This is a genomic window from Roseateles sp. GW821-FHT09H11, from assembly GCF_059415845.1.
In genome coordinates, this window is record NZ_JBWKOA010000005.1 from 443,255 (window position 1) to 467,787 (window position 24,533).

23 protein-coding genes are annotated in these 24,533 nt (G+C 69.3%); 6 read left to right on the plus strand and 17 right to left on the minus strand.

From position 1 onward, the window contains the following. Positions 1-95: 95 nt before the first annotated feature. From AC07PR_RS18920 to AC07PR_RS18930, 3 genes are all read right to left on the minus strand, one after another. Positions 96-401 (minus strand): ElaB/YgaM/YqjD family protein, encoded by a 306-nt coding sequence (locus AC07PR_RS18920; RefSeq protein WP_495136181.1) that lies wholly within the window; start codon positions 399-401, stop codon positions 96-98. Between the two features lie 200 nt (positions 402-601). After that, positions 602-895 carry a hypothetical protein gene (locus tag AC07PR_RS18925; protein WP_431100293.1) on the minus strand — a complete coding sequence of 98 codons (294 nt, stop codon included), beginning with the start codon at positions 893-895 and terminating at the stop codon, positions 602-604. Then, on the minus strand, positions 885-2,375 hold the full coding sequence (locus AC07PR_RS18930) for a C25 family cysteine peptidase (protein ID WP_495136182.1): 1,491 nt from the start codon (positions 2,373-2,375) through the stop codon (positions 885-887). The genes AC07PR_RS18925 and AC07PR_RS18930 overlap by 11 nt, the downstream gene beginning before the upstream one ends. A 151-nt stretch (positions 2,376-2,526) precedes the next feature. Between AC07PR_RS18930 and AC07PR_RS18935 the strand changes: the two genes are divergently transcribed. Beyond that, a complete protein-coding gene (locus AC07PR_RS18935; protein ID WP_495136183.1) occupies positions 2,527-3,078 on the plus strand; it encodes a hypothetical protein in 552 nt (183 codons plus the stop codon). A gap of 19 nt (positions 3,079-3,097) precedes the next feature. On the opposite strand, the gene AC07PR_RS18940 is transcribed toward AC07PR_RS18935, so the two are convergent. Then, entirely contained in the window at positions 3,098-3,679 is a 582-nt protein-coding gene (locus AC07PR_RS18940) for a ComF family protein (RefSeq protein WP_377159973.1), read from the minus strand. 140 nt (positions 3,680-3,819) lie between these two features. On the opposite strand from AC07PR_RS18940, the gene AC07PR_RS18945 reads away from it, so the two are divergent. After that, on the plus strand, positions 3,820-4,266 hold the full coding sequence (locus AC07PR_RS18945) for a VOC family protein (RefSeq protein WP_377159971.1): 447 nt from the start codon (positions 3,820-3,822) through the stop codon (positions 4,264-4,266). A gap of 43 nt (positions 4,267-4,309) precedes the next feature. Here AC07PR_RS18945 and AC07PR_RS18950 read toward each other — a convergent pair whose 3' ends face one another. From AC07PR_RS18950 to AC07PR_RS19000, 11 genes are all read right to left on the minus strand, one after another. Beyond that, complete coding sequence (locus AC07PR_RS18950) at positions 4,310-5,221, minus strand: hydroxymethylglutaryl-CoA lyase (RefSeq protein WP_495136184.1); 912 nt, start codon at positions 5,219-5,221, stop codon at positions 4,310-4,312. Between the two features lie 78 nt (positions 5,222-5,299). Continuing rightward, positions 5,300-7,282 carry an acetyl/propionyl/methylcrotonyl-CoA carboxylase subunit alpha gene (locus AC07PR_RS18955; RefSeq protein ID WP_495136185.1) on the minus strand — a complete coding sequence of 661 codons (1,983 nt, stop codon included), beginning with the start codon at positions 7,280-7,282 and terminating at the stop codon, positions 5,300-5,302. Between the two features lie 157 nt (positions 7,283-7,439). After that, complete coding sequence (gene bioB / locus AC07PR_RS18960) at positions 7,440-8,525, minus strand: biotin synthase BioB (protein ID WP_495136186.1); 1,086 nt, start codon at positions 8,523-8,525, stop codon at positions 7,440-7,442. Beyond that, positions 8,522-9,244 (minus strand): dethiobiotin synthase, encoded by a 723-nt coding sequence (gene bioD, locus AC07PR_RS18965; RefSeq protein WP_377159963.1) that lies wholly within the window; start codon positions 9,242-9,244, stop codon positions 8,522-8,524. Before bioD ends, bioB begins: the two co-directional genes overlap by 4 nt. After that, positions 9,241-10,446, minus strand: a complete 1,206-nt coding sequence (gene bioF / locus AC07PR_RS18970; protein ID WP_495136187.1) for an 8-amino-7-oxononanoate synthase — start codon at positions 10,444-10,446, stop codon at positions 9,241-9,243. Before bioF ends, bioD begins: the two co-directional genes overlap by 4 nt. Further along, positions 10,436-11,767, minus strand: a complete 1,332-nt coding sequence (bioA, locus tag AC07PR_RS18975; protein ID WP_495136188.1) for an adenosylmethionine--8-amino-7-oxononanoate transaminase — start codon at positions 11,765-11,767, stop codon at positions 10,436-10,438. Before bioA ends, bioF begins: the two co-directional genes overlap by 11 nt. A gap of 72 nt (positions 11,768-11,839) precedes the next feature. Then, positions 11,840-12,664: an enoyl-CoA hydratase/isomerase family protein gene (locus tag AC07PR_RS18980; RefSeq protein WP_495136189.1), complete on the minus strand. Its 825-nt coding sequence runs from the start codon at positions 12,662-12,664 to the stop codon at positions 11,840-11,842. Then, positions 12,661-13,893: an alpha/beta hydrolase family protein gene (locus AC07PR_RS18985; RefSeq protein ID WP_483107902.1), complete on the minus strand. Its 1,233-nt coding sequence runs from the start codon at positions 13,891-13,893 to the stop codon at positions 12,661-12,663. Before AC07PR_RS18985 ends, AC07PR_RS18980 begins: the two co-directional genes overlap by 4 nt. A gap of 14 nt (positions 13,894-13,907) precedes the next feature. After that, positions 13,908-14,471, minus strand: coding sequence for a GNAT family N-acetyltransferase (locus AC07PR_RS18990; protein WP_495136190.1), 564 nt, complete (start codon positions 14,469-14,471; stop codon positions 13,908-13,910). Between the two features lie 14 nt (positions 14,472-14,485). Continuing rightward, complete coding sequence (locus tag AC07PR_RS18995) at positions 14,486-15,361, minus strand: M48 family metalloprotease (protein WP_495136191.1); 876 nt, start codon at positions 15,359-15,361, stop codon at positions 14,486-14,488. A gap of 7 nt (positions 15,362-15,368) precedes the next feature. Continuing rightward, positions 15,369-16,976 carry a carboxyl transferase domain-containing protein gene (locus AC07PR_RS19000; protein WP_377159944.1) on the minus strand — a complete coding sequence of 536 codons (1,608 nt, stop codon included), beginning with the start codon at positions 16,974-16,976 and terminating at the stop codon, positions 15,369-15,371. A gap of 218 nt (positions 16,977-17,194) precedes the next feature. Here AC07PR_RS19000 and AC07PR_RS19005 point away from each other — a divergent pair, with 218 nt between their 5' ends. The 3 genes from AC07PR_RS19005 (at position 17,195) to AC07PR_RS19015 (ending at position 18,680) form a co-directional block, all read left to right on the plus strand. Further along, the gene (locus AC07PR_RS19005; RefSeq protein ID WP_377161716.1) at positions 17,195-17,980 is read left to right on the plus strand and encodes a TetR/AcrR family transcriptional regulator; all 786 of its coding nucleotides are present in this window, start codon (positions 17,195-17,197) and stop codon (positions 17,978-17,980) included. Between the two features lie 120 nt (positions 17,981-18,100). After that, positions 18,101-18,388, plus strand: coding sequence for a hypothetical protein (locus AC07PR_RS19010; RefSeq protein ID WP_495136192.1), 288 nt, complete (start codon positions 18,101-18,103; stop codon positions 18,386-18,388). Then, positions 18,366-18,680, plus strand: coding sequence for a type II toxin-antitoxin system RelE/ParE family toxin (locus AC07PR_RS19015; RefSeq protein ID WP_377159940.1), 315 nt, complete (start codon positions 18,366-18,368; stop codon positions 18,678-18,680). Before AC07PR_RS19010 ends, AC07PR_RS19015 begins: the two co-directional genes overlap by 23 nt. A gap of 59 nt (positions 18,681-18,739) precedes the next feature. On the opposite strand, the gene AC07PR_RS19020 is transcribed toward AC07PR_RS19015, so the two are convergent. Continuing rightward, the gene (locus AC07PR_RS19020; protein ID WP_495136275.1) at positions 18,740-19,912 is read right to left on the minus strand and encodes an MFS transporter; all 1,173 of its coding nucleotides are present in this window, start codon (positions 19,910-19,912) and stop codon (positions 18,740-18,742) included. 260 nt (positions 19,913-20,172) lie between these two features. On the opposite strand from AC07PR_RS19020, the gene AC07PR_RS19025 reads away from it, so the two are divergent. Next, positions 20,173-21,129: a LysR family transcriptional regulator gene (locus AC07PR_RS19025; protein ID WP_495136193.1), complete on the plus strand. Its 957-nt coding sequence runs from the start codon at positions 20,173-20,175 to the stop codon at positions 21,127-21,129. A gap of 95 nt (positions 21,130-21,224) precedes the next feature. Here AC07PR_RS19025 and AC07PR_RS19030 read toward each other — a convergent pair whose 3' ends face one another. Further along, positions 21,225-24,152: a TonB-dependent receptor plug domain-containing protein gene (locus AC07PR_RS19030; RefSeq protein WP_495136194.1), complete on the minus strand. Its 2,928-nt coding sequence runs from the start codon at positions 24,150-24,152 to the stop codon at positions 21,225-21,227. Between the last annotated feature and the right edge of the window lie 381 nt (positions 24,153-24,533).

Genomic DNA, 24,533 nt, shown 5'->3' on the forward strand with positions numbered 1-24,533 from the left:
CGGCCACCCTGGAGCCGGCGGTCGTTGGACCGCGACGACTGACGGCGGTCGCCGATCGACGGCGGCGCGAGCGCCGTCGTCGATCGCCTTGCGGCTTACTTGCGGCTGAGCAGCAGCCCGATCAGCAGGCCGACACCGGCCGCCACGTCGATCGATTGCCACGGGTTGTCATGCACGTAGTCGTCGGTCGCCTTGCTGGCGGCCCTCGCGCGTTCGACCGCCACGGACTGGAACTCGCCCAGGCTGGACTTGGCGCGGTCCAGCGTCGACTGGACGCGGGCACGCAGCTCGGAGGCGCCGGCGCTCGTCTGGTCGGCCGTGGCGCGCAGCAGCGATTCGGCGTCGGTCACCACCTGGTGCAGGTCGGTCAGCAGGCGGTCGGAGGGAGAGGTCTTGGCCATGAGCGTTACTCCTTTTGGTCGGTTTGTGGGATCAGAAAGCGCATCGGCGCGGGACGGAGTCCGGTTGTACGTCTGTCGAGCAGTCCCCGGCAAGTCGCCCCGACGGGTGTCCGACCGCGGCGCGCGGTTTTGCCAATGCGCGGGCCATGCGCCCGCTTCCGGCAGATTTCGCTCCCGGTAGCCGCGCGCGAGAGAGGAAATCACCCCGGCGACCCGCCATCGTCGGCGCAAACGGTGTAGTGGCGCACCAGGAAATAACGCGCGCGGCGTTCGCCTTCGACGATCAAGACCTGACCCTCCAGCGCCTCCAGCTCCGGATCGCGGAAGGGATTGGCGCCGGCGCGGCGCAACGCGACGCGTTCGCCGCCGGCCACCGCGAGCAGCAAGGCCTGGCGCTCGCTCTTGCTGCCCGCGTCGACGCGCTCGCGGCACAGGCGGCCGCGCAGTTGCTCCGTGGGGGCGGGGGCGGTCGATTCGTCGAGGTCAGCGGGCATGCATGCGTCTCACGTGCAGGAGGCGGCCGTCCTGTTCGGTGGCGATCAGCGCCAGCAGCCGGCGATCGACCCAGCCCTTGTAGACGTGGATCGTTCGATGGCCCGGCGCGCCGGCGATGCGGTAGCTGATGGGAACGCAGTGGTCGGCGTCGATGCCGGACTCCTTGAGCATCGGCCGCACGGCGTCGGCGACGGCCTTGGCGGGCGCGGCGTCGGTGGACTGAAGACGGGGCAACGAACGCGCCAGGTTGCGCCCCTCGCGCTCGAGCCGCTCGCGCCGCAGGCCACGCACGCCGCGATCCTCGACCGAGGCGAAGGCCTTGCGGAACGCCTTCGTCCGCGACAGCGCATGCCCCGTCCCTGACACCGGCTGCAGCGACGGGTCGCCCAGCAGGTAGAACTGCCCGAGCGTCTTGAGGTCCATCGGATCGAGGTGGGTGCGCTCGCCGGCGAATTTCTGGCGAGCCTCCAGCAGGGCCCGCCCCAGCGAGGCGCCGGCCAGGACCCGTTGCAGGAAATACTGGCAGATCAGGTCGGCCGAGCCGTTGCCGTCGCTGGGGCCGTAGGCCACCGTCGTGCTGCCGAGGAAGCCGCAGGCGCCGTCGGCCAGATAGCGCAGCGCCATCGGCCAGTCGCCGTCGGCCTGCGCCGGATCGAAGAGCTGCGCGCCGTAGCAGCACTCGGCCGCGACCACGGTGCCGGCGGTGACGCGGTCACGCAGCAGCGGCGATCGCATCGAGACCGGGAAGTCTTCGTCGCGCTGGCCGTAGTACTCGGGCATGTCCTCGGCGCCGTGGCAGTTGATGAAGTGCATCCGCGGCGCCAGGTCCGCCTTGGTCCACTTCGGGCCGCCGGGCGGCGACAGGTGCAGTCGGTCGGCATTGCCGAAGGTGTTGGTCAGGCTCAGCCGCGTCGAGCCCTGCCACACCTCGGCCGACAGGCCGAAGCTGTCGGCGAAGGCGTCGCGCGGCAGGCCCTTGTGGCGGGCGGCGGCGCGGATCAACTGGAGCAGCAGGTCGGGCTTCGTCGCGCCGGGCAGGTCGGGCAGCCGGCCCACGACGCGCGTCGGCCCGAGGAAGCGGTTCGGATCGGTCGAGTAGGCGGCCTCGCAGGCATACGGCAGGTCGCTGGGGACCAGCTTGTCCGAGTCCCCGAGCTCGCCGCCATGGGCCGGGTTCTTCAGCGGGACCATCGGCAGCACGTCGGGCCCGCCCAGCAGCACGAAGTAATGCGGCAGACGCGCATGGGCCAGCGCGTCGATGACGCCCTTGAGCGACTTGGCGTCCGGCCGAGCCGGCACGGGCGCGACGCTGTAGGGCTTCATCGCCGACGCCAGGTCCACCGCCACGATCAGCGTGTCGACGCCGCGCCGCTTGTCCGCGGCGGCCAGCGCCTTCAACGCCGCGTCGATCTTCGTGAGCGCGGTCGCGCCGTACTTGGCGCGCAGCGCGCCGCGATGAACGATCACCAGCTTGTCCATGGAGGTCCTCCTTGGTCCGGCCCGCCGCCCGGAACACGTGGATCCTAGTTCAGGTCTGCCCTGCCCTCCGCGGCGGCCGCGGAGGTGGAGGCGGGAGGCCTATGGGGGGTGTCATCAAGCGTGCACGCGGGCTCCGCAAGATCCGCCCGCCATGCAAGCATCCGTAACACCTCCCCGCAAGACGGACCTGGCGCGCGAGATGCTCGCGCCGGGGCAGCGCCGGCTGCCGCCCGCGCTGCGCGCGCTGCTCATCACCGTCGACGGCAAGCGCAACGCCGAAGAACTGCGCCAGCTCGGCCGCGGCCTGGGCCTGGGCGACGACGGCCTGACGCGCCTGGTCGACCAGGGGCTGGTCGAAGTGCCGGCCATCGTCGTGCCGCCGACGGTGGCCGCGACGCCTCCGGTCGTCACCGGCCTCGACGTCATCCACGAGGCCGAAGTACTCGAAGCCGCCGCGCTGGCGCGCGCCGCACAGGAGCGGGCGCGCCGGCTCGTGTCCGCGAAGTTCTTCGGTCTCGACCTCGTCACCCGGATGCTGGCCGGCCGCGAAGGCGAACTGCGAGACCTGGCACGGCAGGCCGACACCGAAAGCCGCTTCCTGGAATGGATCGACCTCTGCTGCGAGCGCATCGAGGCCGAATCCGACGCCGAGCGGGCGGCGAAGTTCCGCGACAGCGTCGCGCGAACGCTCACCGCCGGCTGATCATCGACACCCGCTCCCTTCATGTCCAGGTCACCGCCGCGACGTACAGGTGGTTGACCTTGCGGTACTTGCGCAGCATCAGGCTGGCCGCCTCCATCGTGGCGCCGCTGTCGACCACGTCGTCGATCAGCAGGGCGTTCCACAGCCCCTGGTTGCGGACCTCGTCGTGCAGAGAGAACGCCTGGGCGAGGGCCAGCAGTCTTTCCTCGCGCGTGGGGAAGTCCTTCAGCGGTCGTGACAGCGGCGTCTTCAGCAGCAGCCGCTCGAACACGGGCACGCGCAGCTGCAGCGCCAGCTCGCGCGCGATCAGCGACATCGGGTCCCACGGGCGCACGCGCGACGGCGGCATCGGCACGATGAAACCGACCGGTCCGAGACGAGGCAGGATGAAGTTGCGCAATGCGCGGGCGAGCGGCTCCGCCTGCGACTTGTCGCCGCGGTACTTCAGCTGGAACAGGGCCTCGCCGGCGTCGGTGCGTGTGTGCTCGAACTGCGGACGACCTTCGCGGTCGTCGCCGACGTAGACGCTGCTCAGCATCTGCTTGTCGAGCACGAAACCAGCGGTCCACGGACCCTCGATCTGTCGCAGGGAGACTTTCATCGAAACGCCTTTCGAACATGGAAAGGCGTCTTGGTTGGCGGGTCCAACAGTTGGTTCGAGATGGGCTCGTCGCGCGTCGGACGTCCGATCGCCTATGCTGACGCCTGGCTTCGTCCCGGAGCCGACCCGCAGGAGTTGCGATGAAACCCACGCCCGCCGGCTGGCCGCGTCTGTCCAGCGCCGTGTTCTACGACAGCGCCGCCGAGGCGATCCCGTGGTTGTGCAAGGCCTTCGGGTTCGAAGTGCAGTTGCGGGTCGATGGCGACGACGGTTCGGTCGTCCACAGCCAGCTGATCTACGGGGACGCGCTGATCATGGTCAGCGAGGGCGGCGAAGGGGAGCGCTCGCAGCGCTTCGGCATCCCGCTGCGCAGTCCCAAGGGCGTGGGCGGGGCCAACACCCAGAGCCTGATGGTCTACGTCGACGACGCCGCCGCGCACTGCGAGCGCGCCCGCGCGGCGGGCGCCACGATCGTCTACGAGCCCAAGATCGAGGACTACGGCCCCGAGTACTGGGCCGACAAGAGCTACGGCGTGCTCGACCTCGGCGGCCACCTGTGGTGGTTCGTGGAGCGGGTCAGGGGTTGAGACACCCGGCGGCCCCGGACGAGGCCGCACGCGTCGCGCGGCGTCAGCCCTTGCGCTTCGCCAGGATCGCCTTCCCCACGCGCGAGACGGGCGGCCGGCCCAGCACGCCCGAGATGAACGCCCCCGCATCGACCAGCTTGTCGATGTCGATCCCAGTCTCGATGCCCAGGCCGTTCAGCAGGAACACCACGTCCTCGGTCGCCACATTGCCGGTCGCGCCCTTCGCGTACGGGCAGCCGCCGAGGCCGGCGACGCTCGCATCGAAGGTGTGGATGCCCATCTCCAGGCAGGCGTAGATGTTGGTCAGCGCCTGGCCGTAGGTGTCGTGGAAATGTCCGCTGACTTCGACCAGCGGGTAGTGCTTGAGCGCACGTTCCATCGCGGCCTGCACCTTGCGCGGCGTGCCGACGCCGATCGTGTCGGCCACGCCGAGGTGGTCCACGCCGATGGCCTTCATCAGCTGCACGACGCGCTCGACCTCGTCCGCCGACACGTCGCCCTGGTACGGGCAGCCGACGGAACACGACAGCGCGCCGCGCACCTTGATGCCCGCCTCGTGCGCCGCGGCCACGACCGGCGCGAAGCGCTCGATGCTCTCCGCGATCGAGCAGTTGATGTTCTTCTGCGAGAAGGCCTCCGACGCGGCCGCGAAGACGACGATCTCGTCCGGCTTGGTCGGCAGCGCGGCTTCCAGGCCCTTCATGTTGGGCACCAGCACGCTGTGCCGCACGCCGGGCCGGCGCTCGATCGCCGCCATCACCGCCGTGTTGTCCGCCATCTGCGGCACCCACTTCGGCGAGACGAAGCTGGTGACCTCGATCTCCTTCAGGCCGGCGTCCTGCAGCAGCGAGACCAGCCGGGCCTTGTCGGACGTGCCGACGTTTTCCTTCTCGTTCTGCAGGCCGTCGCGCGGGCCGACGTCGACGAGCGTGACGCGGGTGGGCAATGTCGTCATGGCTTGATCCTCTGGCTGGGTGTCTGGCTTACTCCCTCTCCCGCTTGCGGGAGAGGGCGGGGGTGAGGGCCAGCGGCCTCACGCCTGCAGCCGAAGCAGCTCGGCACCGTCGCCGACCTGGTCGCCGATCGCGAACAGCAGCTCCGCCACCACGCCGTCGCGCGGCGCGGTGATGGTGTGTTCCATCTTCATCGCCTCCATCACCGCCAGCGGCTGGCCCTTGGTAATCGCATCGCCCGGCTGGGCCAGGAAAGCCACCAGCTTGCCGGGCATCGGCGCGGTCAGTCGACCCGCTTCCGATTGACCCTGCCCGGCGTGGGCGATGATGTCGACCTCAGTCACCAGCGCCGAGCCGTCCGCGCCGAACACCGCCACCTGCTCGCCGACCTTGTAGGTCGAGACGGTGATGCGACGCTCGCCCAGGTAGAGCTCATGGCGCTCCGGCCCCGACGAACGCACCGCCAGCGCGATCGACTCGCCGCCGACCGACAGCGACAGGCTGCCGTGATGGTGGCGCGCGAGCAGCACCTGGTGATGCTCGCCGTCGACGTCCAGTTCGAAGCGCCGCTGCGCCGCGCCGAACATCCGCCAGCCGTCGCGACGGCTCCACGGATCGACGGATTCGGTGAGCGCTTCTTCCGCCAGAGTGTGTGCCACGACGGCCGCCGCGGCATCTGCGAGCGGCAGGCCCGGCTGACCGAACAGCACCGCCTTCTCGCGCTCGATCAGCGCGGTGTCCAGGTCGGCATTCGTGAACGACGCCGTCGCCGCGCAGCGGCGCAGGAACGCGACGTTGGTATGCAGCCCCACGATGTGCGTGTCGCGCAGCGACGCGTCCAGCAGCGCCAGCGCCTGCTCGCGCGTCTCGCCCCAGACGATCAGCTTGGCGATCATCGAGTCGTAGAACGGGCTGATCGCATCGCCCTCGCCCACGCCCGAATCGATGCGCACGTCGGCGCGGCGGAACGCCTCGTGCGCCGGCCAGCGCGCCACCGACAGCGTGCCGGTCGCGGGCAGGAAACCGCCCTCGGGGTTCTCGGCACAGATGCGGGCCTCGATCGCGTGGCCGTGCATGCGCAGCTGGTCCTGCTTCAGCGGCAGCGGTTCGCCAGCGGCGACGCGCAGCTGCCACTCGACCAGGTCCTGGCCGGTGATCGCCTCCGTCACCGGATGCTCGACCTGCAGCCGCGTATTCATCTCCATGAAGTAGAAGCGGCCGTCCTGCTCAGCGATGAACTCGACGGTGCCCGCGCCCTGGTAACCGACCGCCTTCGCGGCCGAGACCGCGGCCGCGCCCATCTCGGCGCGGCGCTCGGCCGTCATGCCGGGGGCCGGCGCCTCCTCGAGGACCTTCTGATGCCGGCGCTGCACCGAGCAGTCGCGCTCGAACAGATAGACGCAATCGCCATGGCTGTCGCCGAAGACCTGGATCTCGATGTGCCGCGGGCGCTGCACATAGCGCTCGATCAGCACCGCGTCGTCGCCGAAGCTGTTGATCGCCTCGCGCTTGCAGGAGGCGAGCGCGGCGTCGAATTCCTCGTCCGCGTGGACCGCGCGCATGCCCTTGCCGCCACCGCCCGCGCTGGCCTTGATCAGCACCGGGAAACCGATGCGATTGGCCTCGCGACGCAGCAGCACCGGATCCTGATCGGCGCCGTGATAACCGGGCACCAGCGGCACGCCGGCCTGTTCCATCAGGCGCTTGGATTCGGCCTTCAGGCCCATCGCCTGGATCGCCGACGGCGGCGGGCCGATGAACACGAGGCCCGCGTCGGCGCAGGCCTGCGCGAACTCCTCGTTCTCGCTCAGGAAACCGTAGCCGGGATGGACGGCCTGCGCGCCCGTGGCCTTCGCGGCCTCGAGGATGCGCTGCCACTGCAGGTAGCTGTCGCGCGGCGCGGGACCGCCGATGCGCACGGCCTCGTCGCAGGCCTGGACGTGGCGCGCGTCGGCATCCGCGTCGGAATAGACGGCGACGGTCTTCACGCCGAGACGGCGCGCCGTGGCGGCGACGCGGCAGGCGATTTCGCCGCGGTTGGCGATCAGGATCTTCTTGAACACGGGTGTCTCCTCATGTTTCGGGTCCTCGGCGCGTCGCGGCTTGTGGCCGCTTCGCGCCGGGTGCGCCCGGGCGACCGCATGTCGCGATCGTCCGGGGCCGCGTGCCGGCAGGGGCCGTCACGCGTCGTCGGGTCGGTTCAGGTCAGGTCGGTTCAGCTCAATGGCGATGGCCGCAGGAGGCCGCGGCTTCCTCGCCCGCCGGCGCGCAGCCGGGCACGGTGTCGGCGCTCAGCTCGGCCTCCGTCGCGCAGTGCATGCCCAGGCGATCGATCAGCTGGCGGTCCTTCTCGGCCTGCGGGTTGCTGGTGGTCAGCAGCTTGTCGCCGTAGAACATGCTGTTCGCGCCGGCCAGGAAGCACAGCGACTGCATCGTCTCGGGCATCTCCTCGCGGCCGGCGGACAGGCGCACCATCGCGCGCGGCATCGTGATGCGGGCCACCGCGATCGTGCGGATGAACTCGAACGGATCGAGCGCCTCGGTGCCCGCCAGCGGCGTGCCCTCGACCTGCACCAGGTTGTTGATGGGCACCGACTCCGGATACGGATCCAGGTTGGCCAGTTGCGCGATCAGGCCGGCGCGCTGGCGGCGGGTCTCGCCCATGCCGACGATCCCGCCCGAGCACACCTTCAAGCCGACGCCGCGCACGCGCTCCAGCGTGTCCAGGCGGTCCTGGTAGGTGCGCGTGGTGATGATCTGGCCGTAGAACTCCGGCGAGGTGTCGAGGTTGTGGTTGTAGTAGTCCAGCCCCGCCTCGCGCAGCTGCTCGGCCTGGCCGTCGCCCAGCATGCCGGCGGTCAGGCAGGTCTCCAGACCCATCGCCTTGACCTCGGCGATCATTTCGCCGATGGCCTCCAGGTGGCGCTCCTTCGGCGAACGCCAGGCGGCGCCCATGCAGAAGCGGGTCGCGCCGTTGGCCTTGGCGGCGCGGGCGGCTTCCATCACCTCCTGCAGCGGGATCAGCTTCTCGGCCTTCAGGCCGGTGTCGAAGTGCGCCGACTGCGGGCAGTACTTGCAGTCCTCCTCGCAGCCGCCGGTCTTGATCGACAACAGCGTGGACAGCTGCACCGCGTTCGGATCGAAGTGCTCGCGATGCACCTGCTGCGCGCGGAACAGCAGGTCGTTGAACGGCAGCTCGAACAGCGCGGCGATCTCGTTGACGGTCCAGGGCTTGGCGTTGCGACGTTGCTCGTCGGTGGTGGGCGTCAGCGTCTGGATCTGGTTGACGGTCTGCTTCATCGTCATGCTTTCAATGCGTTCAACAGCAGCGGCTGCTGCAGGTGCGCGGCCACGGCCGCGGGAGAGGGATCTTGGAGTCGGGGCACATGGCCCCAGCACGGCACGCCGAGCGCCTCGTCGAGGCGCGCGCGCAAGGCGGCCAGATTGTCCGCCACATGCGGCTGATGGGGGTCGGCGGTGTTCGCGACCCAGCCCGCCAGCCGCAGGCCACGCGCGAGGATGGCCTCGGCCGTCAGCAGCGCGTGGTTGATGCAGCCCAGCCGCAGCCCGACCACGAGCACCACCGGCATCGCCAGGTCGACGGCCAGGTCGGCGGTGTCCCAGTCGTCGGTGAGCGGCACGCGGAAGCCGCCGACGCCTTCGATCAGCGCGAAGTCGCCCTTGGAAGCCGAGCGCCGGATCGCGGCCAGCAACGCGGCGCGATCGATCTCGCGGCCTTCGAGCTTCGCGGCGATGTGCGGGGCGCACGGCTCGCGGAACTGCAGCGGGCCGACCTCGTCCATCGTCATGCCCTGCTGCTGCGCGGCATGCAGCTGGGCGACGTCGTCGTTGACCCAGACGCCGTCGGCGTTCTGCGTCTGACCGGCGGCCAGCGACTTGATCGGCGTCACGTAGCGGCCCAGGCCGTCGAACGCGCGCGTCAGGCCGGCGGTGATGCAGGTCTTGCCGATCTCGGTGTCGGTGCCGGTGATGAAGAAGCCGTGGAGCGGATGCATCGTGCTCATGCGCAGGCCTCCAGCGCGGCGACGAGGCGATCGACATCCGCCTCGGTGTGCGTGGCGCACAGCGTGATGCGCAGACGCGCCTCGCCCTTGGGCACCGTCGGCGGACGGATGCCGGGCACGCGCAGGCCTTCGCGCTCGAGCGCGGCGGCGAGCGCCATCACCTCGGCGTTGCCGCCGACGATCAGCGGCTGGATCGGTGTCTGCGAATCGGCGAGCTTCCAGGTGAGCGTCGGATGCCGATCGAGCAGCGCCCCGATGCCATCGCGCAAGCGCGCCTGCAACGCGCGCAAGGACGCGCGACGCTCGCGCCCGACATCGCCCCGGATCAGGTCCAGGCTGGTCAGCAGCGCGTGCTCCACCGCGGGCGGCGAAGCCGTGGAGAAGATGTAGTTGCGCGCCGCCTGCAGCAGGTAGTCGGTGATCGTCGAATGCGCGACGACGAAGGCGCCAGCCAGCCCCGCCGCCTTGCCCAGCGTGCCGACGAGGATCAGCCGCTCGCTGCGCAACTGGAAGTGCTCCAGCGAGCCGACGCCGTTCTCGCCGAGCACACCCAGCCCGTGCGCGTCGTCGATGATCAGCCAGGCGTCGAATTCCTCGGCCGCGGCCAGCAGCGCCGGCAGCGGCGCGATGTCGCCGTCCATGCTGAAGACGGCGTCGGTCACGATCAGCTTCACGCGCGCCGAGCTGGCCGCGAGCTGCGTGCGCAGGTCCTCGACGTCGCAGTGCGCGTAGCGCGAGACCTTGGCCTTCGCCAGCCGCGTGCCGTCGATCAACGAGGCGTGGTTCAGCGTCTCGCTGAAGATCTCCGCGTCGACGTCGCCGAGCGCGGTCACCACCGCCAGGTTGGCCATGTAGCCGGTGCAGAAGCCGATCGCCTTGGCGCTCGGGATGTGGGGCTCGAACCAGCGGCCCAGCAGCGCTTCCACGTCATGGTGCGCACGCGAATGGCCGCTCACCAATGGCGATGCGCCCGAGCCGCCGCCGTAGACGTGCGCCCCCTCGATCAGCGCTTCTGCCACCGCCGGATGCGCGGCGAGACCGAGGTAGTCATTGCTGCAGAACATCGTCAGCTCACGCGCGACGCCGTCGGCGCCACGCACCGTCTGGCGCGCCGCGGTGCCGGTCTCGGCGATGCGGGTGACGCGTGTCAGGTCCTGGGCGCGGATCGCGTCCAGCTTCGACTTCAGGTGATCAAGCAGCATGGAGCACCTCCTCCAGCGTCGCGGTCACGGCGTTCGCCAGGAACTTCGCCGCCGCCTCGTCGATCAGGTACGGCGGCATCAGGTACACGGTCTGGCCGATCGGGCGGATCAGCAGTTCGTGCTTGCGGGCCGCGAGGTGGAACTTCTCGGAGAAGCGCTCGACCGGCACCGTCGTCTTCGGATGGATGTCGAAGGCCAGGATCATGCCGCGCTGGCGCAGATGGGTGACGCGCGGATCGGCGGCCAGCGGCGCGAACGCTTCGGTGAGCCACGCGGCCTGCTGCTGGTTGCGTTCGAGCTGGCCCGCGTCGAAGCGATCCAGCACCGCGTTCGCGGCGGCGCATGCCAGCGGATTGCCGGTGTAGCTGTGCGAGTGCAGGAACCCCCGCGTCACGTCCTGCGACCAGAACGCTTCATAGACGTCGTCGGTCGTCAGCACCAGCGACAGCGGCATCGTGCCGCCGGTGATGCCCTTGGACAGCAGCAGGAAGTCGGGCCAGTCCGCCTTTGCGGCGGGGGCCGTCTGCTCCCATGCGAAGAAGGTGCCGGTGCGGCCGCAACCGACCGCGATCTCGTCGGCGATCAGGTGCACCTTGAATTCGGTGCACAGCGCGCGCAGCGCCTTCAGGTAGCTGGGCGCGTACATCGACATGCCGGCGGCGCCCTGCACCAGCGGCTCGACAATGACGGCGGCGATGTGATCGTGTCGATCGGCCAGCAGCGCGCGCATCTCATCGATCGCCTGCGCCTCGTTGCCCAGACGCTGGTCGGGCGAGGTCACGATGTGGCTGCGCATCAGCAACGGGTCGTAGGCGTCGCGGAAGATCGCGACGTCGGTGACGGCCAGCGCGCCGATGGTCTCGCCGTGATAGCCGTTCTTCAAGCAGACGAACTCGCGCTTGTCCGTGAGACCGCGGTTGCGCCAAGAATGGAAGCTCTGCTTCAACGCGATCTCGACCGCCGAGGCGCCGTCGCTGCCGAAGAACAGATGCCCCAGCGCGCCGCCGGTGCGCGCGGACAGGCGCTCGGCCAGCCGCACCGCCGGCTCGTGCGTGCAGCCGGCCAGCATCACGTGCGGCAACGTTTCGAGCTGCCGCTTGATCGCGTCGTTCAGGCCCTGGTCGGCATGGCCGAACAGGTTCACCCACCACGAGCTGTTGGCGTCGAAATAGCGCCGGCCCTCGTGGTCGAACAACCACGGGCCCGCGCCGTGGGCGATGGGCAGCGGCGGCACGTCCTGCGCGCGCGCCATCTGCGTGCACGGGTGCCAGACCGCCGCGAGGCTGCGGCGCTGCCAATCTTGTCGTACTGCTTCAGACATTCAAAAGACCTGCTCTCGGAAAACAAGGACGCGGTGCTCGAGCGGGCACCCGCGTCGGATCGGCGGGATCGATCAGGCGAGCCACGAGGGCTTGCCCTTCGACAGGAAACTCTGCACGCCCTCGCGACCCTCGTCGCTGGCGCGGATGTCGGCGATGCGTCGTGCGGTGTCGTCGCGCAGCGCCGCGCTGATCGGGGCATGCGCGACGTCCTGGACGAGGCGCTTGCACGCCCGCACGGCGGCCGGCCCATTGGCCAGCAGCGACGCGACGAGCGCCTCGACCTTCGCGTCCAGCGCTTCGGCATCGGTCGCCAGTTCGTGGACGAGACCCAGGCGATGCGCGTCGGCCGCGGAGAAACGTTCGGCCGTGACGAAGTATCGGCGCGACGCCTGCTCGCCGAGCGCCCGCACGACATAGGGACCGATCGTCGCCGGCAGCAGACCGAGCTTGGCCTCGGAGAGGCAGAAGCCGGCGGACTCGGCGGCCACGACGATGTCGCACACCGACACCAGCCCGACACCGCCGGCGTAGACGTCGCCCTGCACGCGCGCGATCACCGGCACCGGGCAGCTGTAGAGCGTCCACAGCATGTGGGCGAGGCGGCCGGCGTCGGCGTGGTTCTCGTCCCAGCTGTAGCCGGCCATCGCCTTCATCCAGTTCAGGTCGGCGCCGGCGCAGAAGGCCTTGCCTTCGGCGGCCAGCACGATCGCGCGCAGCGACGGGTCGCGGCCGAGCGCCTCGAACACCGCGGTCAGCTCGCCGATGACGGTGTCGTTGAAGGCGTTGCGGACGTCGGGCCGGTTCAGCGTGACGCGGGCGACGGCATCGGACGGACCGGAGCGTTCGACGCGCAGCGTGGTCGGAGACAGGGCATCGGTCGAGCGGGTCGAGATCATGGGTGGCTCCAGACGACGGTCCGATTGATGGCGTAGAGACGGCAGCGTTCCTCGCCGTCGGTGTGCTGGTCGCAGAACGCGAGCGCGCGCGACGGCGCGTCGTCGCCGGTCGCGAGGCCCCAATGGTTGCCGTTGGTCGCGAAGGCGCGCGGCTCCTTGGCCGCGAGGAACTTGCGGTAGCCGTTGACGACGCGCCCGTCCGAGGGCAGCGCCGACGTGTCCTCGACAGCGACCGTGCCGCCGGACGGCACCGCCAGCGCGCCGGGAATCGGAAAGCCCAGCGGCTTCAGGAAGTCGTCGACGATCGGCTGCCAGAGGTCGTTGCCCTTGACGAAGAGCGAATGGCCGTCCTCGCCGAAGGCCGGCATCAGCCGCGTCTGCGCCAATCCGCCGGCCTCGCGGTAGGCCGCGGACCAGCGCTCCTGGAAACGTGGCGCGATGAAGCGGTCGTTCTCGGTGAACACCCACAGCGTGGGCACCGGATGACCGCCTTCGGCGGCACGGCGGCCGAAGTCGGCGAAGCGGCGCGTGAGTTCGTCGGGGCGGCAAGGCTCGCCGCTGTGCAGATCGGGGCTGCCGCCATGGCCGCCGGCGAAATCGATGGCGGCCACGACGCCGGGCAGTCGCTCGCCGGTCGCGGCCATCGTCGCGAAGCCGCCCAGGGACTGGCCGGCCAGCACCACGCGTCGCGCGTCGATGTCGGCCGCGGACTGCATGAAGCGCACGACGGCGGCCACCTGCGCGGCCGCCGCGGCCGCGGCAGTCTCGTAGCGCGGCGTGTCGCACCTGATGCTGGATTCCGGATCGCCGACCGAGGCCAGCTCGCCGTAACCGATGCGTGTCGGGACGGCGACGGCGAAGCCCTTGCGGACGAAGAAGCGCGCCGCGCTTTCCAGCCGCTGACGCTTCATCGCGGCGCGTTCCTGCTCGTAGACCGGGCGCCCGTGGTTGAGCACCACCAGCGGGAACGGCCCCTGTCCCGCCGGTCGGAAGGTCGTCACGATCAGGTCCGCCTGGACGGTGCGGCCGATGTGGTTCTCGACCGACACCGGCACGCGGACGACGGCCTCGCGGATGTCGGTGGCCAGTCGCGCCGGCGCGGCCTGCGGCGCCTCGCCGACGGTCGCGTCCTGCGCGTGCGCGCCGGCGGCGATGAGGCCCAGCGCGATCACGAGGCCGAGAACCACCCTGTGTGCGGCGCGTGGGCGTGAGCGCGGAACGACGTTCATGCGGTCCTCGTCCTTCATGCGGTTTCTGCGCGTCCTGCCGGGCGCACCAGCACCTTGCGCATCAGCACGCTGGGATAGGTCTTGCCGGCCCACTGCACGTCGCCCACGTAGGCGTAGCCGCGGCGCTCGTAGCGGCGGCGCAGCGCTTCGGCGGGCACGGCGGTGTCGAGCGCCACGTGCGCATATCCCTGGGCCAGCGCCCAGGCTTCGGCGATGTCCATCAGCCGTTCGGCGACGCCCTGCCCGCGGCACGACGGATGCACGGCCAGTTGGGCCAGGATGGCGGTGTCGCTCTGCGTGTAGCACTCGGGCACCGGGTCGCCGAGATAGCGGCCATCGGGTCGCTTCGGCGGCGCGATGGTGATGGTGCCCACGAGTTCGCCGGTCGCGGTCAGCGCGACGAAGGCCTGCCCGGCGGCTACGCGCTCGCGCGTCGTCTGCACGCTCTGGTCGACGGCCGTGAAGTTCCAGCCCTGCGCCGCGAGCGACGCGTAGGACGCGTGCAGCAGCGCGGTCAGGGCCTCGATGGAGTCGTCAGGCGCAAGGGGCCGCAGGGTGAGGTCGGTCAATGCAGTCACGGCAGTCCCGGTCGTCACGGCGTGGTCGGGGCAAGAGGACGGGACGTCACCTTCGACGGCGACGGGCGGGATGAGGACGGCTCTGGCGCCGCCGCGTGGGCGCAGGCGCGCGTCAGCGCGTCGGGGTCGAGCTGACGGGCCAATTCTTCATGATTGAGCGGATACGGCGGCTGCAAGCGCTCCGCGATCGGCAAGGGCATGCGTGCGTCGCGGACCGCATCGCAGAATGCCCTCGCCACGGCGCGCGCGCGGGACGCCCGCGTCGTGAAAGAAGGGTGGGTCTTCGCCGAGACCTTCTCGAATCCCACGATGCGCCGCGCTCCGGTACGCCACAGGTCCGCGCCCTGCCGGACGTCGTAACCCGCCAGGCCGGCGAAGACCAGCCCCAGGGTGTCCGCATCCAGTTCCTGGAGCCTCTGGTCCTTGGGCGTATCGTCGCGCGGCATCACACTGCTGGCCTCGATGAGGGTCGACAGCCCGTCGGTGTGCCGGCCCACCTGTCCCGCCTGCGCCTGATTGAACCTGAACAGACCGTGCCCCAGAACGAGGTGCGCCATCTCGTGACCCATCGCCGCCGCCAGTTCGTCGCGATTGAGGGCCACCAGCAGTTCTTCCGAAATCCAGGCGCCATCGAGGAACGAGGCGGCGGCCGGCCCGCCTCCCGCCGCCACCATGCCGGACGTGATCGTGCAGCGACGCACGCCCTGCGCGTCGAACTCGGCAAGCTTGCCGCACCATGGCGCGGCCACGCGGCCCAGCTGTTCGTTGATGCGCGAGAGGTCCTCCGCGGTCGCGGCGCCCGCCGCCCCTGCGGCGAGGCACAGCGCGGCCGCCGTCAGGCCATGGCGGGCCGAAAAGGTCTTGCGAAGGAGGCGCGCGATCATCGACATCAAGGCCTCACATCCGGAACACGCCGAACTTCGTCTCGGGAATTTCCGCGTTCAGCGCGGCCGACAGGCCCAGCGCCAGCACGCGGCGCGTGTCGGCCGGATCGATGACGCCGTCGTCCCAGAGCCGGGCGCTGGCGTAGTACGGATGGCCCTGGTCTTCGTACTGCTGGCGGATCGGCGCCTTGAAGGCCTCTTCCTCGTCCGCGGACCACTGGCCGCCCTTGCCCTCGATGCCGTCGCGCTTGACCGTCGCCAGCACCGACGCGGCCTGCTCGCCGCCCATGACCGAGATGCGGGCGTTCGGCCACATCCACAGGAAGCGCGGCGAGTAGGCGCGGCCGCACATGCCGTAGTTCCCAGCGCCGAAGCTGCCGCCGATGATCACGGTGAACTTGGGCACCTGCGCGCACGCCACCGCCGTCACCATCTTGGCGCCGGCGCGGGCGATGCCTTCGTTCTCGTACTTGCGGCCGACCATGAAGCCGGTGATGTTCTGCAGGAACACCAGCGGGATCTTGCGCTGGCAGCACAGCTCGATGAAGTGCGCGCCCTTGTTGGCGCTCTCCGCGAACAGGATGCCGTTGTTGGCGACGATGCCGACCGGCATGCCCTCGATGTGCGCGAAGCCGCAGACCAGCGTGTTGCCATAGCGGGCCTTGAATTCATCGAACGCGCTGCCGTCGACGATGCGGGCGATGACCTCGCGCACGTCGAAGGGCTTGCGCGTGTCGGTGGGGATCACGCCGTGCAGCTCGGCGGGATCGTAGGCCGGCGCCTGGGGCGACTGCGTCAGCAATTCGCCCTGCTTGCGCCAGTTCAACCGCGCGACCGACTGGCGCGCGATCGCCAGCGCGTGCGTGTCGTTCTCGGCCAGGTGGTCCGCCACGCCGGACAGGCGCGTGTGCACGTCGCCGCCGCCCAGGTCCTCGGCGCTGACGACCTCGCCGGTCGCGGCCTTCACCAGCGGCGGGCCGCCCAGGAAGATCGTGCCCTGGTTCTTGACGATGACGGTCTCGTCGCTCATCGCCGGCACGTAGGCGCCGCCCGCCGTGCAGGAGCCCATCACCACGGCGATCTGCGGGATGCCCTTGGCGGAGAGGTTCGCCTGGTTGAAGAAGATGCGTCCGAAGTGGTCGCGGTCCGGGAAGACCTCGTCCTGGTTGGGCAGGTTGGCGCCGCCGCTGTCCACCAGGTAGATGCAGGGCAGGCGGTTCTGGTCGGCGATCTCCTGCGCGCGCAGGTGCTTCTTGACGGTGATCGGGTAATAGGTGCCGCCCTTGACGGTCGCGTCGTTGCAGACGATCACGCACTCGACGCCGGACACCCGGCCAATGCCCGCGATCACGCCGCCGCCCGGGGCGGCGTTGTCATACATGTCCAGGCCCGCCAGCGGCGCCAGTTCCAGGAAGGGCGTGCCCGGGTCGAGCAGCATCTCCACGCGGTCCCGCGGCAGCAGCTTGCCGCGCCCGACGTGCTTGGCGCGCGCGGCCTCGCCGCCGCCCTCGGCGATCTTCGCCAGACGGGCGTTGAGGTCGTCGATCAGGCCGCGCATCGCGTCCGCGTTGGCCTTGAAGTCGGCCGAACGGGCGTTGAGCTTGGTGGGCAGCAAGGGCATGGTTCTGGGTCTCCGGTCTTGTGACCGTCGGGGACGGTCTTATGAGCCGCGCTCAATTCGGTGCGGGGGCGCTGGCTGACGGCGCCGTTCCGGGATCGCCGGAGCGACGCAAGGCGCGAAGCATAAGCGAGATGGCGGGGGTTTCCAAGCCTGCGGAGAAACGACTTGAGCCCGGCTCAACAAACCCGGAGAATGCGCTCCACATGAGCCCCGCACCGATGTCCCGAGAGGACACCCGCCTTGACGCCCGCCTCGATCCGCCCTCCGCGGCCGCCCTGCCCGCGCAGCGCCGTTCGCCGGTGGGCGCGAAGGCCGAGCAGCGGGTGAAGGACATCCTGCGCGCGAGCCGCGCGGTGTTCGCCGAGCGCGGCTATGAGCGCGCCACGACGACCGAGATCGCGCAGCGGCTGGGGATCTCCGAGGCGACGGTCTTCACCTACTTCCGCGGCAAGCGCGAGCTCTGCATGCGGGTGATCGGCGACTGGTACGACGAGATCATCGAGGCCATCGAATCGGGCCTGCCGCGCGAGCGGCCGATCCGGGACCAGCTGGAGTTCGTGGTCCACACCCACCTGCGGCTGTTCCTGATCCAGGGCACGGGGCTGTGCGAGCTAGTGCTGTCGGAAGGCCGCAAGCGCGAGGCGCCGGTGGCGCGCGGCGAGGGCCAGGACTTCGGCGCGGCCTTCGTCGACCTGCAGCGGCGCTACACGGCGCCGCTGATGGACCTGCTGGCGCGCGGCCAGACGCAGGGCGAGGTGCGGCAGGACATTCCGCTGCGGCTGCTGCGCTCGCTGGTGTTCGGGCCGATGGAACACATGCTGTGGGAGGTGATCATCGCCGGCCGGCAGATCCAGGTGGACGCGGCGGCTCGCGATCTGGTCGCGCTGCTGTGGCCGGCGCTGCAGGCGCCGGACCAGGAGCTCAAGGCCCTGCGTCGACTGAAGGCCCGCGTGGCCGAGGCGCTGGACGGCGGCGGCATGGACGCCGTCGACGGCAAGGCCTGACCCTCAGCGCAACGCGTCGAAGCGCGCAAGACCTGGGAAGGTCAAAAGATCAGCAGTTGAGGTCATAGTTCGACGGTCCCTGTTCGGGAACGATGACGGCTCCGACTTTCGAGTCATTCCATGGAGACCGACAACGTGAACCACGACATCGATCCCGCAGCTCAAGAGCTGCGAGGCACCGGCCATGCGCCGATGCAGATCCCTCCACCCACTGCCCCCGGCGCGTACGCGCCTCGCATCAGCGAGGACAACTTTGATCAGGAAGCCTGGGACTGTTGGTATCGGGAGCAGATCCGCCTGTCGATCGAAGACCCGCGACCGAGCATTCCTTTCGATGACTTCGTCGACTGGATGGAGCGCAAGCTTCAGGACATGAGGAGCCGCCATGCTCAATCCCAAAACGATTGAATGTCGCGCCCGCGCGCTGCTCCGCATCGATCTGATCCTCGAGGAAATGGCCCGACACAATCAACTGGCTGCAGAAGAGTTCGGTCGGCAGATGGTCAAGAAGCTGCGATTGGCCCTGTCGTTCCCGATGCTTTATCGCGCCTCGTCGCGCGTGGCCGGGATCCGCGAGATCGTCCTCACCCCCAACTACTTCGTACCGTATCGCGTCACGCCCGAGGCCATCGAAGTACTGGACCTCGTTCACACGCGACAGAACTGGCCGGACCCCTCAGCCTCTGCACTGGCAAGCTGATTCCCGGCGAAAGGGCGACCGCATGCGGTCGCCCTTCCTCATTGCGGCCATCGCTGAAGTCAGCGAGCCCGCCGTTCGATGAGCACGCTGATCGCCGCCAGACCGATCCCGACCACGGCAAGCCCTGCCCCCGCCATCGGCAGCGAGCGCAGCGATGCACCGTGCGTCAGCATCCACCCACCCAGCCACGCACCGCCCGCATTGCCCAGGTTGAACGCCGCGATGTTGAGCGTCGACACCAGCGCCGGCGCATCGGGCGCCTGCTGCATCATCCGCATCTGCAATCCAGGCACCGTGGCGAACGCGGCCATGCCCCAGACGAAGACGGTCACGATCGTGGGCCATTGCCAGTCGAGCACCACCGCCAGCAGCGCCTGCACCACCGCCAGCGCGACCAGCACGCCCATCAACGACGGCATCAGCTTCCAGTCGGCCAGCCTGCCGCCCAGCGTGTTGCCGATCGTCAGGCCCAGGCCGAACAGGAACAGCACACCGGTGATCCAGCCCGGGGTCAGGCCGGTGACCTCCGCCAGCATCGGCGCGATGAAGGTGAACGCCGTGAAGATGCCGCCGAAGCCGACCGCCGTCAGCGCCAGTGCGATCAGCACCTGCGGGCGCTTCAGCACCGACCAGTCGTTGCCCGCCTGAGCGCCGGCATCGGCGTCCTTCGCCTTCGGCAGCAGGGCCACCAGCGCCATCGCCGCGACGATGCCCAGCCCCGCCACCGCACCGAAGCTCGCGCGCCAACCCCATTCCTGGCCGATCAGGTTGCCCAGGGGCACGCCCAGCACGTTGGCCAGCGTCAGCCCGGTGAACATCAGCGCGATCGCGCCGGCCTTGCGATCGGGGGCGACCAGTTCGCTCGCCAGCACCGCGCCGATCCCGAAGAAGGAGCCGTGCGCCAGCGCCGCGACGATGCGCCCAGCCATCACCGTCCAGTAGCCGCCGCCGATCGCGGACAGCAGGTTGCCCGCGATGAACAGCGCGATCAGCACCAGCAGCGCCCGCTTGCGCGGCCAGCCGGCGCTGAGCGCCGCCAGCGGCGGCGCGCCCAAGGCCACGCCCAGCGCATAACCGGTCACCAGCAGCCCCGCGCGCGGCAGACTCACCGCCAGGTCCTGCGCCATCGCCGGCAGCAAACCCATGATCACGAACTCCGTCGTGCCGATGGCGAATGCCGCCAGCGCCAACGCCAGGATCGGCAGCGGGAAACCGCGCGACGCGCGCGGCACGCCGTCCTTCGCCGCGCCAGGAGTGATGACGGCGCTCACGCCGGAACTCCCGCCGGGCGGACCGGCCATGTCGAAACGGATGTCATCGGAGGACTCCAACGGTGATTTCAATGCGGACACTGTGATCTCAACCGATCCGGATGAGAATCCATCGCGCCGCACAAGTATCTGTTCCCGGATGGAACAGATGACACCCCGAAGAGGGCACCCGCCACCTCCCTCGATAGAGGGGGAACGCGGCGATCCGTTGGAGTCTTCCGATGAATGAACTCGATGACATGCGCCTGTTCGTGCGCGCCGTCGCGGCGGGCAGCCTGTCCGCGGCCGGACGCGAGCTGGGCTTCTCCCCCGCCGTCGGCAGCAAGCGGCTGGCGCGGCTGGAGGCGCGGCTCGGCGTGCGGCTGCTGCAGCGCAGCTCGCGACGCCTCGCGCTGACTGACGAAGGCGCGATCTACCTCGAGCGCTGCCAGACCATCCTCGCCGACATCGACGACGCCGAGGCCGAGCTCACGCAGGGCCGACAGCAGGCGCGCGGGCTGCTGCGCGTCACCTCGACCGTCGCGCTGGGCCGTCGCTGCATCGGCCCGCTGGCTGCGGAGTTCATGCGCGCGCATCCCGACGTCACCGTGCAGGTCTCGCTGTCCGACGCGCTCGTGGACCTGATCGAGGAAGGCTTCGACTGCGCCGTGCGCATCGGCGGACCGGCGGACTCGCGGCTGGTCGCGCGCCGCCTCGGCCCGAACCGGCGCGTGCTCTGCGCGACGCCGGACTACCTGCGCCGCCGCGGCACGCCGCGCTCGCTCGAGGACCTCGCCGGTCATGACTGCATCCTGCAGGAGCGCATCGCCACCCGGCAATCCGACTGGCTGTTCATGCCTGCCGATCCCGCGGTGTCACCGTCGCCGCGCACGGTCACCGTGCAGGGCCGGCTCGTCACCGACAACGGCGAGCAGGCGCACGACTGGGCGCTGGCCGGCCTGGGCCTGGTGCGCCGCGCGGTCTGGGACGTGGTCGACGAACTCGACGACGGCCGCCTCGTCGAGGTCCTGCCCGAATGGGCCGGCGAGGTCGGTCCGCTGCAGCTCGTGTTCCCGTCGCGGCGTCTGCTGCCGGCCCGCACGCGGCTGTTCATCGACGCGCTGGCCGCGCGCTTCGAACATTCCAAGGACCAGGCCCGCGTGCGAGTGCCCTCGCCCAAGAAGAAGCGTCGACGTTGATCCGACACGGCGCTGCGGGGACTGACGCGGACGAAAAAAAGGGACCTCGCGGTCCCTTTCTGCTTGGCGTTCGAACCGGCCGGAGCCGGTGTCGATCACTTGAAGCTGTAGCTGGCGTTCAGCGTCCAGTAGCGGCCGGTGCCGCTGTGCATGCCGGCGTTCCAGCCAGGAATGGCCGTCGCGCTGTTGTTGGTCGTCGGGTAGTACGGCGCCTTCTCGTCGGTGATGTTCTGGATGTTCAGCGTCAGCGCCAGATCCTTGAAGCCCGTGTAGGTGTAGGCCAGGTCGAACGTCATCCACTTGGCGACCGCGCAATTCGGGTAGCGGTTGATGTACAGGTCGCGACCGTTGGTCGGCGTCGGCGCCACGCCCAGCGTGGTCCGGCCGGTGATGCGCGGATCCGAGCTCGGGCCACCCCAATGGCAGGTCGTGCCGTTGTAGATGATCGCCGGGTTCGACGAACTGTCCATGTGACGCAGGAAGGACACGCCGCTGATCCAGTTCAGCGCACCCATGATCGAGTGCTTGCTGTCGATGTCCAGCGTCGAGGTGGCGCGGAACTTCAGGCGCGGGATGTCGCCGGCCGAGGTCGCCCAGTCGTACAGGCCGCCGTTGGTGCCCACCAGGTTGTTGTCGTCGTAGCCCGGCACCTCGACGCGGCTGTACTTGGTCATGTACGTGCCACGCAGCTGGTTGGTCCAGCGCAGACCTTCCTTGAGGTTCATGTTGGTCTTGACCTCGAAGTCGACGCCCGACACCTCCGTCGAACCCTGGTTGGTCCAGGGCGTCGCCACGACCAGCAGCGGGCCGGTACCGGCCACACCGTTGAGCAGCAGCGCGGGATTGGTGTCGCGGATCAGCGCGCTCGGGTCGTAGCGCTCGGGGTGGTCGATCACGTCCTGAGCCGAACCCAGCGCCACTTCGCCATTCTTCTTGATGTTGAAGTAGTCCACCAGGATGTCCAGGTGCTTGCTCGGCGAGAACACGATGCCCAGCGAGTGGCTCTTGGACTTCTCGGGCTTCAGCGCCGGGTTCGCGCCGCCGGTGCCGGACACGCTCTTCGAGCAGTCCGAGGCCGCCGCGCCGGGCTTCGGCGTCACGCCGTCCTCTTCGCAACGCACCGGGTCGATCAGGCCGTTCACGAAGAACTGCGCGCCGCCCGCGCTGACCTGCGACACCGCCGGAGCGCGGAAGCCCTCGGAGTACGTGCCGCGGAACGACAGGGTCGGGATGACCGTCCACTTCGCGCCGACCTTCGGCACGAAGTTGCCCTTCATCTTGTCGTACTTGTCGTAGCGACCGGCGAAGTCCATTTCGAAGGACTTGAACCAGGGGGTGCGGAACTCGATGAACGCCGACTTGACGTTACGACCACCGTCGACGGCCGTGTTGGCCAGGCCCAGGATCTTGCCCGCGGCGTTCAGCGGATCCGGATCGATGCCGATCGATTCGCGACGCAGCTCGACGCCGGTCGCCATGCCGATCGCGCCGCCCGGCAGCGAGCCGAATTCGGTCGAGACCTTCGCGTCCCACTGCTTGATCGTGGAATCGGCCTTGTTGGTCAGCGACGGCGACAGGTTGGGGTCGGCCGCGACCTGCGCGATCGTGCGACCGGTCAACAGGGTGCGCAGCACGTCCAAGTTCAGGAAACCGTTGGAGGTCTCGTCACGCTTGGCCTTGTTCCACAGCAGGGCGGTCTCCCAGTCCCAGTTGCCGAACGAGCCCTTCACGCCGGCCAGCGCGCGGTACTGCTGGTTGACCAGGTTGGTGCCGCCGGGGGCGTTCTCGAAGCGGTACTGCACCGCGGCGCGGCCCGGGACGGCGTCGTTGTTGAACGGGTTGTCCGGGTGGCCGATCGGCAGGATCGCCTGGTAGGTCGGGACCGTGCCGCCGCCGATGATGAAGTTGCTGGTCGGGCTCAGGCCGCTGATGGTGCGCGAGGCGGCCAGGTAATCGCGCTCGACGCGCGAGTAGCCCGCTTCGGCGAAGGCGGTGATGTCGTTGGTGACGCGGAAGGTGCCGCGGCTCATCAGGCTGAGGTCGGTGCCCTTGTTCTGCGCCTCGTTGTAGTCGTCGAGGTTGAAATTGCAGAAGGTGCGGCCCAGCAGCGGCAACGTGCTGATGCCGTGCACGGCGCTGCCGGTGAGCAGGCGCGACGGATCGCAGTTCGTCTGGTTGATCACGCGCGACGCCGCCGTGTTCTGCGGGAAGTTCAGGCTGTTGGGCGCCGATTCCTTCGTGAAGAAAGCCTGGTTGGAGACGCTCGAGCCGAACGGGTTCAGACGCAGGTTGATGGCGCGATAGTCGTCGGCGTGGATGTCCTTGACGTCGCGGGTCATCGTGCGGCCGCGGTGGGTCAGGTCCGCGCCGATCATCACGTTGAAGCCTTGCTTGGCGAAGTCGCCGATGCCGAAGCTGCCGTTGATCGTCTGGCGCGAGAACTCGCCGTCGTCGTTGGCGCCGACCGTGGCGCCCATCTGGGCGCCCTGGAAGTCCTGCTTCGTGATGAAGTTGATGACGCCGCCGACCGCGTCGGAGCCGTACACCGCGGACGCGCCGTCCTTGAAGATTTCAACGCGCTCGATCGCCGAGGCGGGGATCGAGTTCAGGTCGTACAGCGTCGACGTACCGTTGTTCGGGTTCGCGTAGGCGGCCGGGACGATGCGGCGACCGTTCAGCAGGATCAGCGTCGAGGTGGAGCTCAGGCCACGCAGCGACACCGTCGCGACGCCGCGCGAGAAGCCGTTCTGCGTCGGGGTGTCGTTGAAGCCATCGGTGCCCACCGCGGGCACCATCTTCATCAGTTCGAGCGCGGTCTTCGCACCGCTGGCGCGGATTTCCGCGGCCGTGATCCGGTCGATCGGCGAGGTGCCTTCGGCGGATGTCCGGCGGATGTTGGAGCCGGTGACCTCCACGCGCTCCAGTTGTTGCGAATCCTGCGCGGCGGCGATGCCGCAGGCCAGCGTGCTGGCAATCGCGATGCTGGTGAGTACCAGCGCCCTGTGGGTAAGTTGACGAGACATTGCGGTCCTCTTCTGAAGTGGGGTCGCACCCGGTAATGGCGCTGTTTCCCGAACGGTTGCAGAGCGCACCCCGGTCGATGTGCCCGGTGCGATGCGTGACGGGATTTTTTCAGCAGCTCAAACAAGTGGTTCACCGACTTAAACATTTGCTACATCGCGCAGCAAAAGAGCGACAGACCTATAAGAAGAAACCCGAAAGTCATGGGTCAAAGCAGGGGGAACCCTATCCCCACAAACCCCCTCAAATGCAGGCGCAAATCACACGGATATGCCGGGTCATTCCCATGACCCAGGCATCCACGGTGTCAAAAGGCAGGGGGTCCTCCGCGGTTCTTGTCCGGTTCGACATGCTTGAGGCACCCTCGCCGCGACCGACGGACG